Here is a 15819-nt window from a genome sequence, read left to right on the forward strand (position 1 = left end):
TGATCCGCATGCCGGTGTCTGACACCGGCATACGCCATCAGCACTCACTTTTAAGCTATTCTCGCTGTAGACAACGAGTAACCACGGCGCTGAATATCAATTATTTACAAATCACCCGGTTAAATGCCGTCTCGCTAAGTTTCATCTCACTAAGTTTCATCTCACTAAGTGCAATCTTGCTACAAGACATCTTGTTGGCTGCTAGCTATAACAAAGGTACATCTGTACTAGGTATTACTGGTATCAAGCTCTGCGAACCCTTTCACTAAATCATCTAAGGCTTTCATTTGCGCTAAGTAAGGCTCCAGTTTTGACAGCGGTAATGCGCAAGGTCCATCACACTTCGCTTCATCAGGGTTTGGATGTGCTTCAATGAACAATCCTCCTAAACCTAACGCCATCCCACTTCTTGCCAATTGAGCAGCCTGTACTCGACGACCGTCTGCAGACGTTGCACGACCGCCAGGCATTTGCAGCGCGTGAGTAGCGTCGAAAATTACCGGTGCGTAGGCTTTCATCGCATCCATGCCCAACATATCAACCACCAGGTTGTTGTAGCCAAAGCTGCTTCCTCGCTCACAAAGGATAACCTTATCGTTACCGGCCTCGTTAAGTTTACCAATGATATGACGCATCTCATGAGGCGCTAAAAACTGCGGCTTTTTCACGTTAATCACATTTCCCGTTTTCGCCATTGCTACAACAAGGTCAGTTTGACGGGCTAAAAATGCGGGAAGTTGAATAACATCGACTACCTCAGCAACGGGTGCTGCCTGATGCGGCTCGTGAACATCAGTGATGAGGGGAACGTTAAAAGTAGATTTTATTTCTTCAAATATACGCAGGCCTTCTTCCATGCCAGGCCCTCGATAAGAAGTCACGGAAGAGCGATTGGCTTTATCGAAGGACGCTTTGAACACGTAAGGGATATTCAGTTTTTGCGTCACCTCAGCATAGTGCTCGGCTATTTGCATTGCCAAGTCTCTCGACTCCAACACGTTCATGCCACCAAAGAGAACAAACGGTAGATGGTTAGCCACTTCTACATTGCCAACACTTATCACTTGCTTAGATACAGACATTTTTACTTCCAATATTAATTTCTAGAAAAGCGGTTGCTTTGTCACGGCTACCATGGCCGTTGCCATGAGTACGGCTAATGCAGCAACGAAGAAACCCCAGCGACCCGCAGCCGTCTTCGCTTTTTTCAGTGCAAACAACCCAAATACGATATACAAAATAACACCGAATAACTTAAAGGTGAGCCAAGCGTTAACAAAGGGGTATTGCGACAAAATAACGCATAGCCAAAGCGCACTTCCCAACAGTATGGTGTCGATAATATGAGGTAATATTTTTATCCATTTTTTTGCTAATACTGTGGCATCGAATTGTGCCCACACAAAACGAAAGATAAAGAAAAGAATACTTAGCACAACTGCCGTTAAATGAAGATGTTTTGCCATCATGTACATAATTTGCGTTCCTATTATTGATTTTTGTTGGGGTACTGCGCTTGTATCTCTAAAAACGCGGGTAAATGTTTAAGTAATCGAGACACCAGTTTGGGATCAAAATGGCGTCCGCTTTCCTCTTCTAGCGTGTTTACAACCTTTTCCACGCTCCATGCTGGCTTATAAGGACGCTCGTTAAGTAAGGCATCGAAAACATCTAGCAGTGTCGCAATACGACTTTTTTGATCTATCTCCTCGCCTTTTAAGCCTTCTGGGTATCCATCGCCGTCCCATCGCTCATGATGCTGGCGCGCAAGGGTAGCAGCTAGCTGAATAGTAGGTCGAGAAGAGTCTTTTAATATTTGGTAGCCAAACTCCGCGTGCTGACGAATCGCAAAAATCTCATCGTCGGATAACGGCGTACTTTTGTGCAATATAGATTTAGGTACCTGAGATGTTCCTATGTCATGTAAGGATATGGCCAATTTGAAAGTATCAATTTCTTGCTCAGGCAGCGCTAATTTTTGTGCCATCAAACCTGCCATTTCTGCCATTCGCTTAATGTGGTTTGAATCACCAGATTCGTGCTCTAGAGCGTGGCCTAGGCGCTCAATAATTTCTCGTTGCGTGCCCTCCAAATCTAGTGTCTTTAACACGTTATCGAAGGCAAGTTGAACGCTGTTTGAAAATCGCTTCACTAAGTGTTTATCGTTTTCACACAAACGGCGAGGCAAACCAGAAAGATACAAAAGCGCGCCTTTGTGCGACTTACTATTGCAATAGGCAACCACATGGTCGTCGGCATACACAATTTGCTTTTCTTTCATCGCTTGTTCGCAAAGGGCGTACTCTTCATCTGTTATTGCACTTTTAAGTGGTAGCCCCTCTTTCGAGGAATACTCTCCGTTACCTGCAAACACATAAAGCTCGTCTTCATCAATTTTGCCATTATCCACATCAAGTGTACGCGATGTGGTTGCCACAGCTGTAGTGATGTAGGCCGCATCCTTAGAACAACCCAATATAGACGCAAGCTGCTGAATAATGCCCTGCATAAATTTTTCTAACGAATGAGATGAAAAGAGATCTACCGATGCATCAATGATCTTTTCTAAACCGGCTCTGTTTTCTTCAATTACAATGATGTCGCGATATGAACGTAACGCAGCAATCATAACGGTAAAAAGCTTTTGCGCTGTTAGCTCGGTCTTAGATTTATAATCGTTGATATCGTAGTTTATAATGACGTCTTTTTCGGGGGCCTGGCCGGGCTGACCTGTGCGCAGAATAATGCGGGTAAAATGATTGTCTAATTCGTTTCTGATGTAATTCGCAACCTGAAGACCAGCGTCGTCGGTTTCCATCACTACATCGAGTAACACAACAGCGATATCGCTATGCTTTCTAAACATAGCCTTTGCTTCTTCGCCGCTGTAAGCGCTTATAAATTCGAGTGATTTACCATTAAGAATAAAGTCATTCAATGCAAGACGAGTTACTGTGTGAACTTCGGGCTCGTCGTCGACGATAAGTATCTTCCAGCTACCAAGATTCTCACCGCTACTATCGTCGTCATCCTCAGCAAAAAGAAAGTCGTCACTCATTGGGTAAATGTCCTTTTTATTTTTTAACCAAGATACTAATGCATATCACAATATTAGCAAGTGCCCTGACAGCATGGCGGTTAACGCGGTGCTAGATTGGAAGAAAACCCAAGGTCACTCGATCGTTTCCACCGTAATCTTTGACTGTTTCAACATCAGTAAAGCCTGCTTTAAGTAGTAGCGTTCTCACCGACTCTCCCTGATTAAAGCCGTGCTCAAAAGCAATGAGACCACCGGCGGCGAGATACGACTGCGATTTGTTAATAATATGCCTGATGTCACGCAAGCCATCTTCTCCGGATATAAGCGCTGTTTTAGGCTCAAATTGAACGTCACCTTGTTTTAGGTAAGTGCTGGAGTCTTCAATATATGGCGGGTTAGACACGATTACATCAAACTGCATATTATTGAGTGCAGCAAACCAATCGCTCTGAATAAATGTGGCGTTGCTTATGCGGTTGACTGACGCGTTGTGTGTGGCAAGTTCAACGGCCTCTTGCTTGAAATCAATACCGGTTACAGAGGCTTGCGGAAGTTCCGTGGCTAGCGCTAACGCAATGGCTCCCGTTCCCGTGCCCAAGTCACAAATGGAGAAGCGAGCGCCATTACCTTTATTACTTTGAGGCAATCGATTAAGCACTTGCTCAACCAACACCTCGGTATCTGGACGCGGTATGAGTGTATGAGGCGAAGTAGCAAGAGTTAACGTCCAGAAGTCTCGTTTTCCCGTTATATAGGCTACCGGCTCACCAAGACGTCTTCGCTCTATCGCCTGTTTAAATCTCTCTAAAGCTTGTGGTTCGAGAGTTTTATCTGGCCAAGTAAACAGGTAGGTGGCATCTTTGCCAATAACATTGGCTAACAGCACTTTAGCGTCAACAGAGGGTGACTCACCACCCTCTAGCTCTTTTGCTGCCCATACAAGGGCATCATCAATGCGCATACTATTCGTCAGACAAAGACGCGAGCAAGTCGGCTTGATGCTCCTGCAAAATAGGGTTAATTAGCTGATTTAAATCACCTGCTACCACTTCATCTAAGCGGTAAATCGTTAGGTTAATGCGATGATCGGTCACTCGCCCCTGAGGGAAATTGTAAGTCCTTATACGCTCAGAACGATCGCCGCTCCCTACCAAACTCTTACGAGTAGACGCTTCTTCTGCTGCGCGTTTCTCTTCTTCTATCTGATTTAAACGCGCTTGCAGCACAGACATAGCTTTAGCACGATTTTTATGCTGAGAACGCTCGTCCTGACACTCTACCACCAGGCCGGTAGGCAAGTGCGTAATACGAATAGCAGAGTCGGTTTTGTTAACGTGCTGACCACCAGCACCTGAGGCTCTAAACGTATCTATGCGTAAGTCGGCAGGGTTAATCTCAATTGCTTCAGACTCTGGAATTTCAGGTAAAATGGCTACCGTACACGCGGAGGTATGAATACGGCCCTGAGATTCTGTTTCTGGCACACGCTGTACGCGATGACCGCCAGATTCAAATTTAAGGTTTCCATACACACCGTCACCGCTAATGTTAGCGACCACTTCTTTATAGCCGCCGTGTTCGCCTTCATTGGCGTTTATCACTTCTACACGCCAGCCTTTATTTTCGGCATATCGGCTGTACATGCGGAACAAGTCGCCAGCAAAAATAGCCGCCTCATCGCCACCTGCGCCAGCACGAACTTCCAAAAAGCAGTTATTATCATCGTTCGGATCTTTAGGAAGAAGTAATAACTGAAGGTCTGTTTCAAGACGTTCTATTTCAGATTTGGCCTCTTTATACTCTTCTTGGGCCATCTCGCGCATTTCGGCGTCGTCTTCATTCATCATTTCTTGTGCTGATGAAAGGTTTTCTTGCGCTTGCTGATAAGCATTAAAGCCATCGACAACGCCTTCAAGTTGACTGAATTCTTTTGATAAATTGCGAAATTTATCCTGATTGCCGATAACGTCAGGATCGCCAAGTAAAGCCTGAACCTCTTCGAAACGCTCAACAAGATGTTCGAGTTTTCTAACCACCGACTCTTTCATATTCTTTTTATTACCTTATTTATTTTCATCTGATGGATCATCAGATAAATCTAATGCCTGTCCCATCCAGCGACTCAATGCCGGGTCGTCGTGTCTTGCCGCTTCGCGAAGCGCAAGCGTGGTGGGATGTAACAGCGCATTGGTTAGCTTGTACGCCATTTCCTCGATAACAAGGTCTGCGCTTTTGCCTTCTTCTAGCTGGGCTTTTGCTTTTTCCACTATATCATCGCGGTGAAGCATGCCCTTCTGTCTGTATTGCTTGACCAAATCTATTGATTGCTGAGATTGCTTCCAACTCATGTAATGGCTGGCCTGCTCGTCAATCAACTTTTGCGCCTCTAACGCCGCTTGCTCTCTGTTCTCTAAGTTCTTTTGAACAATGTGCTGTAGGTCATCAACAGTGTACAAGTACGCATCGCCTAGCTCGTTAACTTCCGACTCGATATCACGGGGAACGGCAAGGTCGACCAAAAACATAGGCGTATTTTTACGCTGCTTTAGTGCTTTTTCTACCATGCCTTTACCGATTAATGGTAACTGGCTGGCTGTAGAGCTAATAACGATATCAAATTCGTGCAGGTGTTCTGGAACTTGAGACAGTGTGTACACACTTGCATCGAGTTTTTCGGCAAGTGCTTCTGCCCTTGCTACCGTGCGGTTTGCTACAGCAAGGCGTTTAACGCCCTGCTCTTTTAAATGCTGTGCCACTAACTCTATAGTCTCGCCAGCACCAACCAACAACACAGAGCGTTTGGGTAGCTCAGCAAAAATATGTTTTGCCAGCTGCACGGCAGCGTAAGCTACGCTTACCGCGTTAACACCAATATCGGTTTCGCTGCGAACGCGTTTTGCTACTGAAAAAGTGTGCTGGAACAGTTTGTCGAATTCGCTGCTTATCATGCCAGAATGTTTGGCATCACCAAACGCCTGTTTTACCTGACCCAATATTTGCGGCTCGCCAAGAATTAACGAGTCTAAACCACTGGCTACCCGCATTATATGCTTAACCGCGTCATCCTGCGCAAGAAGATAACTATTTTTCGCAATCTCTTGCTCATCAAGATGGTGGAAGTCGCTTAACCACCGCAGAATTTTTTCTCCGGTGTCATCTTGCGTATTAACATAGAGTTCGGTTCGATTGCAGGTAGAGACGATCACTGACTCGTTTACACCCTCAACACTTTTCAAACTCGCAAGCGCAGCCACCAGAGAATCTGGTGTAAAAGCCACTTTTTCGCGAAGCGCTACGGGGGCTGTCTTGTGGTTAATGCCAAGGGCAAGTAAAGTCATTCAAATCTGTGCTGGCAACGTCGGACGCGCATTGTACGAAAAAGCCAAAATGATTGAAAGTATTCGTGAAACTGTGTTCACATAATATGTGCGATGTTTTCGCCCAACCCATCAAGGAAATTATTTACATTATGCTGCGTGTCATTACCGTAATTCTTCTCACCGGAGTATTTTTAAGTGCTTGTAGCACCGCACCAAAAGGCCCACAGCACGCAGTAAACCTCACCGCACAGCTTGAAAAGGTAGCCGAAATTCAGCGCTGGCAAATGCGCGGCAAAATTGCATTTAAGCAAGGAAACGAAGCGGTAAGTCTAAATCTAGTCTGGAAAAACGATTCAGGCGATTTTGATTTTAGATTAAGTAATTTTCTCGGCGTAAGCATGGTTGACTTAAATGTAACCAGTGAACAATCTACATTAGTGGTGGATGGTGAAACTTATTACGATGCAGAACCAGAATCGCTAATTTACAACACCACTGGCATTATCATCCCTGTGGCACCGCTGCTCTCATGGGTAAAAGGACTTCCTCTTAAAGACGATACTTTTACGTTAACCGATAAAGGCCTTGTTGATACTTTACAAAGCGGATGTAATGGCTGCAGCAATTGGACAGTACGCTACGGCCAATACGGCAAAGTAGACAGCAGTGTATGGCTACCCCACAGCATTACGCTAACTCAATTGCCGATGCAGCAGGCGTTCACACAAGAACAGAACTCATCAAACACACAACCTAACGCATCACTGACGCCGCAAACTCAATTAAAAATAAAAATATATAAATGGACAACGTTGTAATGAGTGAACCTATGCCAAACGCTAACTCACTAAAAAAAGACTGGTGGCCATCCCCCGCCAAGCTCAACGTATTTCTGCATATACTTGGTCGCTTAGATAATGGATACCATCAGCTTCAAAGCCTTTTTCAGATGTTAGATTACGGCGACGAGTTGGCTTTCGACATTACTAATGATGGAAAAATAACCATGGCTAGCCAACTTGAGGGCGTCAGGGATGAAGATAACCTTATTGTAAAAGCGGCCAAACTACTGGCAAAGGAAGCAAATTCGCCGTTAGGTGTCACAATATCCCTCAATAAGCGCTTACCTATGGGAGGCGGTATCGGCGGGGGTTCGTCGAACGCAGCCACAACATTAGTGGCGCTTAATTTACTGTGGAAAACAGGGCTTAGTGAAGATCAACTGGCTGACCTTGGTTTAGCACTTGGCGCAGACGTGCCCATTTTTGTTCGGGGCAAAACCGCTTTTGCAGGAGGCGTAGGGGAAAATATCACACCAGCCGAGCAACAAGAAAAGTGGTATTTAGTTGCAAACCCTGGTGTACACGTAAGCACAGCAGAAGTATTTCAAGCCAAAGATTTACCTAGAAACACACCCCCTATTCAGTGGAAAGACTACATATTTGAAGAAACACGCAATGATTGTCAGCAATTAGTCGCTAATTGCCATCCCGAAGTTGCAAAATTATTACAGTGGTTGTTACACTACGCACCGTCGAGAATGACGGGCACAGGTGCATGCGTATTTGCCATTTTTTCCGACAAAGCTTCAGCAGAACATGTATTAGCATTATTGCCAAATGCGTGGCAGGGTTTTGTTGCAAAAGGTGTAAATAGCTCACCACTATTAAACAAAAAAGAACAATATAAATAGCGTGAACGCCACATCGGACAGAACTTAAAAATTGGGGTATAGCCAAGTTGGTAAGGCAGCGGGTTTTGATCCCGCTATGCGTAGGTTCGAGTCCTGCTACCCCAGCCAAATCTCTTTTATCAACGCACTGAGGAAATCACTTGTGCCAGATATGAAGCTCTTTGCAGGTAATGCCGTACCAGAACTTGCCCAGAAAGTCGCCGACCGTCTCTACACCAAACTTGGAAATGCCAAAGTAGGCCGTTTCAGTGACGGTGAGATAAGCGTAGAAATTCATGAAAACGTCCGTGGTTCGGACGTTTTTATTATCCAGTCTACGTGTGCCCCTACCAACGATAACCTAATGGAACTGATTGTGATGATCGACGCATTTCGCCGCGCATCGGCAGGTCGTATTACTGCGGTCATTCCTTACTTCGGTTACGCTCGTCAAGACCGTCGAGTTCGTTCAGCAAGAGTACCTATCACTGCAAAAGTTGTGGCAGATTTCTTGTCAAACGTGGGAGTAGATCGTGTTCTTACGATTGACCTTCACGCTGAGCAAATTCAAGGTTTCTTTGATGTACCGGTTGATAATGCGTTCGGTACACCAATTTTGCTTGCAGATATGGTAAGACGAGACTTTGCCGATCCTGTTGTCGTATCACCCGACATTGGCGGTGTGGTAAGAGCCCGTGCAACAGCGAAACTGCTTAACGATACCGACTTAGCCATTATTGACAAACGTCGCCCTAAAGCGAACGTAGCGCAAGTAATGAACATTATTGGTGATGTTAAAGACCGCGACTGTATTATTGTGGACGACATGATTGATACTGGCGGTACGCTCGCAAAAGCAGCAGAAGCGCTAAAAGCACACGGCGCAAGAAAAGTTTACGCCTATGCCACGCACGCCATCTTCTCAGGAAACGCAGTAACAAACTTACGCGATTCTGTTATCGATGAAATTGTAGTGACAGACTCTATCCCACTAAGCCCAGAAATGCGCAAAATGGGGAAAGTAAAACAGCTTACGTTGTCTGAAATGCTTGCGGAAACTATTCGCCGTATCAGTAACGAAGAGTCTATCTCAGCGATGTTTGAATATTAAAATCGGATATCCGTAAAAGATACTGGTTTGAGATGCTCGAAAAAGTATCGCACAAAAGCATTATAAAAAAGCGAGCACGAGCTCGCTTTTTTTGTATGAGCTTCTTTGCTGCCTAAAACTGGGCATTATATCAATCAAGGTTTGCGATAAAGCGTTCTATACATTGATTGACGATATCTGGCTGCTCGGCAAATACCATATGCGTACCATCATCAATGATATTTAGGCTCGCGTTTGGAAGCTGTTCGTTTAAATAATGCGAATATTTAACGGGGGTCATTACATCTTCACTGCCCACAATAAGCTGAACAGGCAAAGAAACCTTATGCAATGAGCCCATAACGTCGAAACTATTGCATATTAAAAAGTCGGTAAGCGTAACGGCTGCGCCATTTTTCACCATGGCCGTATTCACCTCAGTTCTAAGTGGCTCAGCCAGTGTTTGGTTTGGTGCCAATAAAAAGCCGGGGAACTCCTCACCCTTTTCTACCACACTCGTCAGTGCATCTAAAAACTGCGGCATAACTTTTAATTTCGCGCCAGCGCCAATTAATACTAGGCCCTTTATTCTGCTGTTCTCGGAAGTTGCCACCCGATGACTTTCGGTTTTAGAGGTGGCGGTATCTAAAGCGGCTTTTAATACAACTGCGCTACCTAGAGAGTGACCCACGAGCACCACATTATGCAAATTGCGCTCTTCAAGCACAGATAGTAGCCACTGCGACATAGCTTCAATGTCAGTGAGTGCATTTCCGTTAGGATGCCCGGGAAGATCGAGAGCAATGCTGTTATTAAAGAAAGACGTTTGATAAGACCATACGTGATGGGTACAACCAGAACCGTGCACAAAAACAAGCGTCACAACTCAACTCCTTTTCACTACTCTCGCGACTTTTAACCGCGCTCTATCAATTACAGGGCGGCGACTTAGCGTCACAACCCTGAAAAGCTATTCATTCAAAAATCGCCCGAAGATATGAAGCGGCTTACTTATTCAATAGAAAGCGCAGCCAATAGAAGGCCTAGCCAATAAAACGCATAGCTAATTATTAAGCTAAGCCACCGTTACATAACTGCGAACGTCTAGGGCGTGTTACACAGACAAGCTTGCCATATCAATAACAAAGCGATGGGCCACGTCACCGGCTCTTAAATGATCAAAGGCTTCATTCACTTGGTCGGCGTTAATCACTTTACATTCCGGGTGGATGCCGTGCTCTGCACAAAAATCTAATACTTCTTGCGTCTCTTTGATTCCGCCAATAAGAGAACCCGCTACGCGACGACGTCCAAGAACGAGAGGCGCTGTCATCGATTCGTCCATTGGCCCAATTTGACCAACGATGACCAAGGTACCATCAATATCTAACAGCGGTGTGTATTGGTCCACCGAGTGCTTTACAGGAACTGTGTCGATTATTAAGTCGAAGGCACAGGCAGAATCTTTCATTGCCTTTTTATCAGTGGAAACCAAAATATCATTTGCACCACTCGCTTTCGCTTCTTTCTCTTTAGAGCTAGAGCGAGAAATAACGGTAACGTCTGCCCCCATGGCTACGGCTAATTTTACCGCCATATGACCAAGGCCGCCCATGCCGATTACACCCACTCGACTTCCTTCTTTAATATCCCAGGTTTTCAACGGCGAATACGTAGTAATACCGGCACACAAAATTGGCGCTGCCTTTGATAGATCTAGAGCTTCAGGCACTCGCAATACAAATTCTTGACGAACAACGATGTGCTTAGAGTAGCCGCCTTGTGTGGTTTCGCCAGAAATGCGATCGGGAGAGCCGTAAGTCGGCGTCATGCCGTTACGGCAGTATTGCTCTTCGCTTTTTTCGCACTGGTCACAACTTTGACAGCTATCAACCATACAACCTACTGCAACATGGTCACCAACGCTGTAATCACTAACTTGCGAGCCCACATCAATCACTTTTCCTACAATTTCATGACCCGGAACTAGTGGATAGGGCTGAGGACCCCAATCTCCATTTACGGTATGCAAATCAGAATGACACACTCCGCTGTAGAGGATTTCAATGGCCACGTCGTTATCGCGCAATGCTCTACGCTCGAAGTGATACGGTTCCATGTGGGCGTCTGAAGAATGCGCTGCATAGCCAATTGTTTTCATATAAACCTCTTTGTTCATTAATAATAATGTTAAGCATTTCAATTTGAAATTGCTCTACGCTTTATCGCAAAGCGATTTGATTAAATGTACTTAAGTGACAAATTAGCATATACCCTTATTGTCACATCGTCATGGTGTATACGTTGAAAAGAAGTTTACGTGCTATGAGAAGTGCATGTATTCTTTTAGAAAACAAAAACAAAGGACGTAGAAATGAAAAACCCGATAGTTAAATCTAAAGCGCAAGTAATGCTTATTGCCATAGCGACAGTGTTCGGCCTCTCTGCGTGTACAGAGGACGACGAAAACGTTGAGTCTACGGTTTCTAACCAAGAACTATACGATGAAAACAAAGCGACCATTGAAAAAATGGAAGCAAGAAAAGATGCACCAACAGAATTGGCTGCTGAACCAGTAACGCAAGCAGAAGCAAAAGAGGTCAATATCAAAGATAACGTAACCTTAAAAGGAAGTATTATTTACAAAGAGCTTGAAGGCGGATTCTTTGCTTTTATTACAGAGAAAGGCGATCGTTTTACCCTGCATGGCTTAGATAAAACTTACCAAAAAAATGGCTTAGTGGTTGAGATTGAGGGCATAACCAAGCCTCAAATGATGACAATTACTCAGTTTGGTACTGTGTTGGAAGTACAAAGCGTAAAAGTACTCGACGCCAGTAAAGTTATTGATGGAACAAACACCCACTAACAGTGTTTTCTAAGTCAATCACATTGCCAACAGCATTGATCGTATTGCAAAAATACGCGTAATTATTCTTTTACGAATTCGTGTTATTAAAATTGATTTAAGTTAACAGCAACGATAAAGGAAGAGCGCAATGATTAATGCATACGCAGCAAAAGAAGCTGGTGGGAAGTTAGAAAAGTTTGAATATGACCCCGGCGAACTGGACGCACACGATGTCGAAATTGACGTAGAGAGTTGCGGTATCTGCCACAGCGACCTAAGCATGCTAGATAATGAATGGGGAATTACAGAGTATCCATTTGTGCCTGGGCACGAAGTGGTCGGCACCATCAGCAAAGTAGGCGCTCATGTTACGTCGCTACAAATTGGCCAGCGCGTCGGTCTTGGTTGGCATGCAGGTTATTGCAATAGCTGTCGTACGTGTGAAGAAGGCGACCATAATTTATGCCAGCAAGCCTCTATGACTATTGGCGGTCGCCATGGTGGCTTTGCTGAAAAAGTGCGTGCTCAGGCTCGCGCCGTAGTGCCATTGCCTGAAAAATTGGATAGCACAAAAGCAGGTCCACTATTTTGCGGCGGCATCACCGTTTTCAATCCACTAGTTCAGTTCGATATCAAGCCAACATCTGAAGTAGGCGTGGTGGGTATTGGCGGTCTAGGTCACTTGGCATTGCAATTTTTGAACGCTTGGGGCTGTAAGGTGGTTGCTTTTACCTCTAGCGAGTCGAAGAAAAAAGAAGCCCACGAGCTTGGCGCTCACGACACCATAAACAGTCGCGATGAAGATGAAATAAAGCAAGCAGAAGGCCGTTTCGACCTCATCATTTCAACAGTAAATGTAAAGCTGGACTGGAATCTGTATTTATCGACTCTTGCACCAAAAGGTAGGCTGCACTTTGTTGGCGCTACACTTGAGCCTCTTGATATTGGTGCGTTCAACTTAATTGGTGGACAGAAAAGTGTTTCAGGCTCGCCGGTTGGCAGCCCTGCCACAATAAAAACCATGCTGGACTTTGCTGAGCAACATAATATTGAGCCAGTCACAGAAACCTTTAAGTTCGACCAGATAAATGAAGCCGTTGAGCGGTTGCGCGAGGGGAAAGCACATTATCGCATTGTGCTAACAAGATAGTTCTGGTAACTGGTTTCCTAGTGCTAAACAAGCGCCTTCTACGGCGCTTTTTTACGACCGCGGTAATTGTAAGTTTAACAGCGTGGTGGTAGAATTCGCCGCCCTTAAAAATTGGGGCCGTGAATTAATGGTGTTTAAACCTCGCATTGCTCTCTATTATGGTGAGCTTTAATAGGGTGTTTACTCTGCCAATAACACGTTAACAGTGGGTTTTGGTCGCAAAAGCCCACACCATTAACTTATTTTGGAGACATATAATGTCTGATTCAATTTTTAACCTAGACGCTACTGTTCGTACAGACCTAGGGAAAGGTGCGAGCCGCCGCCTACGTCGCGAAGACAAGCTTCCTGGTATCATTTACGGTGGTGAAGAAGCACCGGTATCTATTACTCTTGATCACAACAAAGTGAACAATTCTGCTGACTTTGAAGCGTTCTACTCTCACGTTCTTACATTGAACGTAGACGGTAAAGCTACCGAAGTACTAGTAAAAGATATGCAGCGTCACCCGTACAAGCCTAAAATTACACACATCGACTTCCAACGTGTAATTGCTGGTCAAGACGTTCACACTAACGTACCAATTCACTTCATTAACGAAGACAAGTCTGCTGCTATCAAAGCTGGCGGTATTGCTGAGCACCACGTAACTGAAATTGAAGTAACGTGTCAGCCTAAAGCTCTTCCTGAGTTCATTGAAGTAGATCTTGCTAACGTTGAAATGGGTCAAACTGTTCACCTTTCTGACCTAACACTTCCAGCGGGTGTATCTTCTGTTGAGCTTGGTAAAGACGACGAAGCACACGACCTTGCTGTTGTAACTGTTAAGCCTGCGCCTAAAGCAGCTGAAGCAGATGAAGACGGTGAAGAAGAAGCTACTGAGGAATAATCCTCTTGGCTGATATTCGCCTTATCGTGGGTCTGGGTAATCCAGGCCCCGAATATGAAAATACCCGACACAATGCCGGCGAATGGTTTCTCAACCAGCTTGCTGACACCTACAATACCCCGCTAAAACCTGAATCTAAGTTCTTCGGAAAAACAGCTCGCATTACGATAGCAGGTAAAGACATAAGACTTCTCTACCCCACTACGTTTATGAACAAAAGCGGTCAAGCTGTTGCTGCATTAGCAAACTTTTATCGAATTGAACCTGAGCAAATTTTAGTGGCATTTGACGAACTCGACCTTCCACCTGGCGTAGCCAAATACAAAATTGGCGGAAGCTCTAGTCAAAACGGTGTGCGCGATATTGTGGCAAGAATGGGTAATAATAAAAATTTTCTTCGCTTGCGAATTGGCATTGGTCATCCGGGGCACAAAAGCCGCGTAACCGGCCATGTACTTGGTAAGCCTTCAGCAGAAGAAAGAGCGGCGATAGAAAGCGCCGTTGATGAAGCAGTACGCTGCACCGAAATATTGCTGAAAGACGACCTAAAGCAAGCACAAAATCGACTCCATGCTCATAAAGCATGAGTGTAAGCCAGATATAACTTTTCCAGACAAGGATCCATACCATGGGTTTTAAATGCGGTATTGTTGGCCTACCCAACGTAGGTAAATCAACACTTTTTAATGCATTAACAAAAGCAGGCATAGAGGCGGCAAACTTCCCGTTTTGTACCATTGAACCAAACACTGGCGTTGTACCTGTTCCAGACCTTCGCTTGGATAAGTTGGCAAAAATTGTAAATCCTCAGCGTGTTATTCCGACAACTATGGAATTTGTTGACATTGCAGGGTTAGTTGAAGGCGCCTCAAAAGGTGAAGGCCTTGGTAACAAGTTTTTGGCGAACATTCGCGAAACTGACGCCATTGGCCACGTAGTGCGCTGCTTTGACGATGAAAACATTGTTCACGTTGCTGGCCGCGTAAGCCCGCAAGACGACATTGACGTAATTAATACAGAGCTGGCACTTTCAGACTTAGAGACAACAGAAAAAGCGCTTCACCGTGTTGCAAAACGCGCGAAAGGTGGCGACGCTGATGCTAAGTTTGAAATGAAAGTGCTTGAAAAAATTAAGCCTCATTTAGATGAAGGCTTGTTGTTGCGCTCATTAGAGCTGACAAAAGAAGAGCACGCTGCTATCAGCTACATGAATATGCTTACTCTTAAGCCAACTATGTACATTGCCAATGTGAACGAAGACGGCTTCGAGAATAATCCGTATCTTGATCAAGTGCGAGAAATTGCAAAAGGCGAAAACGCGACGGTTGTTGCGGTTTGTGCTGCGATCGAGTCTGATATCGCTGAGCTTGAAGATGACGAGCGTGAAGAATTCATGCAAGACATGGGGCTTGAAGAGCCGGGTCTTAATCGCGTAATTCGTTCTGGTTATGAATTGCTTACTTTACAAACTTACTTTACCGCTGGCGTAAAAGAAGTGCGCGCATGGACGTTCCCAGAAGGGTCTACAGCACCGCAAGCGGCAGGCAAAATTCATACTGATTTCGAAAAAGGGTTTATTCGAGCTGAAATAGTAAGCTACGACCACTTTATCGAATTCAACGGTGAGCAAGGCGCGAAAGACGCTGGTAAATGGCGTTTAGAAGGTAAAGAGTACATTGTTAAAGACGGTGATGTTATTCACTTCAGATTTAACGTGTAAAGCGCAACGGGGGTTAGAGACGTTTAAGCTCTCTCCTTTACTGTTAAGTATTGACAGTTCATACCCTATTTACAGAAAGGCCACTC

Annotated in this window: 16 protein-coding genes and 1 tRNA gene; 9 read left to right on the top strand and 8 right to left on the bottom strand. The window is 44.9% G+C overall.

All coding sequences use genetic code 11. The features are described from left to right. Positions 1 to 227: 227 nt before the first annotated feature. The 6 genes from kdsA to hemA form a co-directional block, all read right to left on the bottom strand. Positions 228 to 1082, bottom strand: a complete 855-nt coding sequence (gene kdsA / locus GTW09_RS02745; RefSeq protein WP_163109839.1) for a 3-deoxy-8-phosphooctulonate synthase — start codon at positions 1080 to 1082, stop codon at positions 228 to 230. A 21-nt stretch (positions 1083 to 1103) separates the two neighbouring features. Further along, positions 1104 to 1475, bottom strand: coding sequence for a SirB2 family protein (locus GTW09_RS02750; protein WP_163109841.1), 372 nt, complete (start codon positions 1473 to 1475; stop codon positions 1104 to 1106). Between the two features lie 14 nt (positions 1476 to 1489). Continuing rightward, positions 1490 to 3058, bottom strand: coding sequence for a DUF3369 domain-containing protein (locus GTW09_RS02755; RefSeq protein WP_071979293.1), 1569 nt, complete (start codon positions 3056 to 3058; stop codon positions 1490 to 1492). Between the two features lie 91 nt (positions 3059 to 3149). Beyond that, complete coding sequence (prmC, locus tag GTW09_RS02760; RefSeq protein WP_163109843.1) at positions 3150 to 4001, bottom strand: peptide chain release factor N(5)-glutamine methyltransferase; 852 nt, start codon at positions 3999 to 4001, stop codon at positions 3150 to 3152. A gap of 1 nt (position 4002) precedes the next feature. Then, positions 4003 to 5088: a peptide chain release factor 1 gene (prfA, locus tag GTW09_RS02765; protein ID WP_071979295.1), complete on the bottom strand. Its 1086-nt coding sequence runs from the start codon at positions 5086 to 5088 to the stop codon at positions 4003 to 4005. A 15-nt stretch (positions 5089 to 5103) separates the two neighbouring features. Beyond that, positions 5104 to 6378, bottom strand: coding sequence for a glutamyl-tRNA reductase (gene hemA / locus GTW09_RS02770; protein ID WP_163109845.1), 1275 nt, complete (start codon positions 6376 to 6378; stop codon positions 5104 to 5106). A 131-nt stretch (positions 6379 to 6509) separates the two neighbouring features. Here hemA and lolB point away from each other — a divergent pair, with 131 nt between their 5' ends. The 4 genes from lolB to GTW09_RS02790 all read left to right on the top strand — a co-directional run bounded on the left by lolB (position 6510) and on the right by GTW09_RS02790 (position 9143). Then, the gene (lolB, locus tag GTW09_RS02775; protein WP_163109847.1) at positions 6510 to 7178 is read left to right on the top strand and encodes a lipoprotein insertase outer membrane protein LolB; all 669 of its coding nucleotides are present in this window, start codon (positions 6510 to 6512) and stop codon (positions 7176 to 7178) included. 11 nt (positions 7179 to 7189) lie between these two features. Continuing rightward, on the top strand, positions 7190 to 8053 hold the full coding sequence (ispE, locus tag GTW09_RS02780; RefSeq protein WP_163109981.1) for a 4-(cytidine 5'-diphospho)-2-C-methyl-D-erythritol kinase: 864 nt from the start codon (positions 7190 to 7192) through the stop codon (positions 8051 to 8053). 32 nt (positions 8054 to 8085) lie between these two features. Continuing rightward, a tRNA-Gln gene (locus GTW09_RS02785) sits at positions 8086 to 8161 on the top strand. Between the two features lie 34 nt (positions 8162 to 8195). Further along, complete coding sequence (locus tag GTW09_RS02790) at positions 8196 to 9143, top strand: ribose-phosphate diphosphokinase (RefSeq protein ID WP_163109849.1); 948 nt, start codon at positions 8196 to 8198, stop codon at positions 9141 to 9143. A gap of 130 nt (positions 9144 to 9273) precedes the next feature. Here GTW09_RS02790 and GTW09_RS02795 read toward each other — a convergent pair whose 3' ends face one another. Next, positions 9274 to 10005, bottom strand: coding sequence for an alpha/beta fold hydrolase (locus GTW09_RS02795; protein WP_163109850.1), 732 nt, complete (start codon positions 10003 to 10005; stop codon positions 9274 to 9276). A 231-nt stretch (positions 10006 to 10236) separates the two neighbouring features. Beyond that, positions 10237 to 11283, bottom strand: a complete 1047-nt coding sequence (locus GTW09_RS02800) for an NAD(P)-dependent alcohol dehydrogenase (RefSeq protein ID WP_163109852.1) — start codon at positions 11281 to 11283, stop codon at positions 10237 to 10239. A gap of 213 nt (positions 11284 to 11496) precedes the next feature. Between GTW09_RS02800 and GTW09_RS02805 the strand changes: the two genes are divergently transcribed. The 5 genes from GTW09_RS02805 (at position 11497) to ychF (ending at position 15733) form a co-directional block, all read left to right on the top strand. After that, positions 11497 to 11991, top strand: coding sequence for a ribose-phosphate pyrophosphokinase (locus tag GTW09_RS02805; protein ID WP_239059251.1), 495 nt, complete (start codon positions 11497 to 11499; stop codon positions 11989 to 11991). A gap of 130 nt (positions 11992 to 12121) precedes the next feature. Beyond that, complete coding sequence (gene ahr, locus GTW09_RS02810) at positions 12122 to 13123, top strand: NADPH-dependent aldehyde reductase Ahr (protein ID WP_163109854.1); 1002 nt, start codon at positions 12122 to 12124, stop codon at positions 13121 to 13123. A 257-nt stretch (positions 13124 to 13380) separates the two neighbouring features. Next, positions 13381 to 14013: a 50S ribosomal protein L25/general stress protein Ctc gene (locus tag GTW09_RS02815; RefSeq protein ID WP_071979303.1), complete on the top strand. Its 633-nt coding sequence runs from the start codon at positions 13381 to 13383 to the stop codon at positions 14011 to 14013. 5 nt (positions 14014 to 14018) lie between these two features. Further along, positions 14019 to 14600, top strand: a complete 582-nt coding sequence (gene pth, locus GTW09_RS02820) for an aminoacyl-tRNA hydrolase (RefSeq protein WP_163109856.1) — start codon at positions 14019 to 14021, stop codon at positions 14598 to 14600. A 41-nt stretch (positions 14601 to 14641) separates the two neighbouring features. Then, complete coding sequence (ychF, locus tag GTW09_RS02825; protein WP_071979305.1) at positions 14642 to 15733, top strand: redox-regulated ATPase YchF; 1092 nt, start codon at positions 14642 to 14644, stop codon at positions 15731 to 15733. Positions 15734 to 15819: the final 86 nt, after the last annotated feature.

Source organism: Alteromonas hispanica, from assembly GCF_010500915.1.
GTDB classification, from domain to species: Bacteria; Pseudomonadota; Gammaproteobacteria; order Enterobacterales; family Alteromonadaceae; genus Alteromonas; species Alteromonas hispanica.

Excerpts from the sequence above, each read along its gene's own strand:
- kdsA (WP_163109839.1), bottom strand. The coding sequence starts at position 1,082 with ATGTCTGTATCTAAGCAAGTGATAAGTGTTGGCAATGTAGAAGTGGCT.
- GTW09_RS02750 (WP_163109841.1), bottom strand. The coding sequence starts at position 1,475 with ATGTACATGATGGCAAAACATCTTCATTTAACGGCAGTTGTGCTAAGT.
- GTW09_RS02755 (WP_071979293.1), bottom strand. The coding sequence starts at position 3,058 with ATGAGTGACGACTTTCTTTTTGCTGAGGATGACGACGATAGTAGCGGT.
- prmC (WP_163109843.1), bottom strand. The coding sequence starts at position 4,001 with ATGCGCATTGATGATGCCCTTGTATGGGCAGCAAAAGAGCTAGAGGGT.
- prfA (WP_071979295.1), bottom strand. The coding sequence starts at position 5,088 with ATGAAAGAGTCGGTGGTTAGAAAACTCGAACATCTTGTTGAGCGTTTC.
- hemA (WP_163109845.1), bottom strand. The coding sequence starts at position 6,378 with ATGACTTTACTTGCCCTTGGCATTAACCACAAGACAGCCCCCGTAGCG.
- lolB (WP_163109847.1), top strand. The coding sequence starts at position 6,510 with ATGCTGCGTGTCATTACCGTAATTCTTCTCACCGGAGTATTTTTAAGT.
- ispE (WP_163109981.1), top strand. The coding sequence starts at position 7,190 with ATGCCAAACGCTAACTCACTAAAAAAAGACTGGTGGCCATCCCCCGCC.
- GTW09_RS02800 (WP_163109852.1), bottom strand. The coding sequence starts at position 11,283 with ATGAAAACAATTGGCTATGCAGCGCATTCTTCAGACGCCCACATGGAA.
- GTW09_RS02805 (WP_239059251.1), top strand. The coding sequence starts at position 11,497 with ATGAAAAACCCGATAGTTAAATCTAAAGCGCAAGTAATGCTTATTGCC.
- ahr (WP_163109854.1), top strand. The coding sequence starts at position 12,122 with ATGATTAATGCATACGCAGCAAAAGAAGCTGGTGGGAAGTTAGAAAAG.
- GTW09_RS02815 (WP_071979303.1), top strand. The coding sequence starts at position 13,381 with ATGTCTGATTCAATTTTTAACCTAGACGCTACTGTTCGTACAGACCTA.
- ychF (WP_071979305.1), top strand. The coding sequence starts at position 14,642 with ATGGGTTTTAAATGCGGTATTGTTGGCCTACCCAACGTAGGTAAATCA.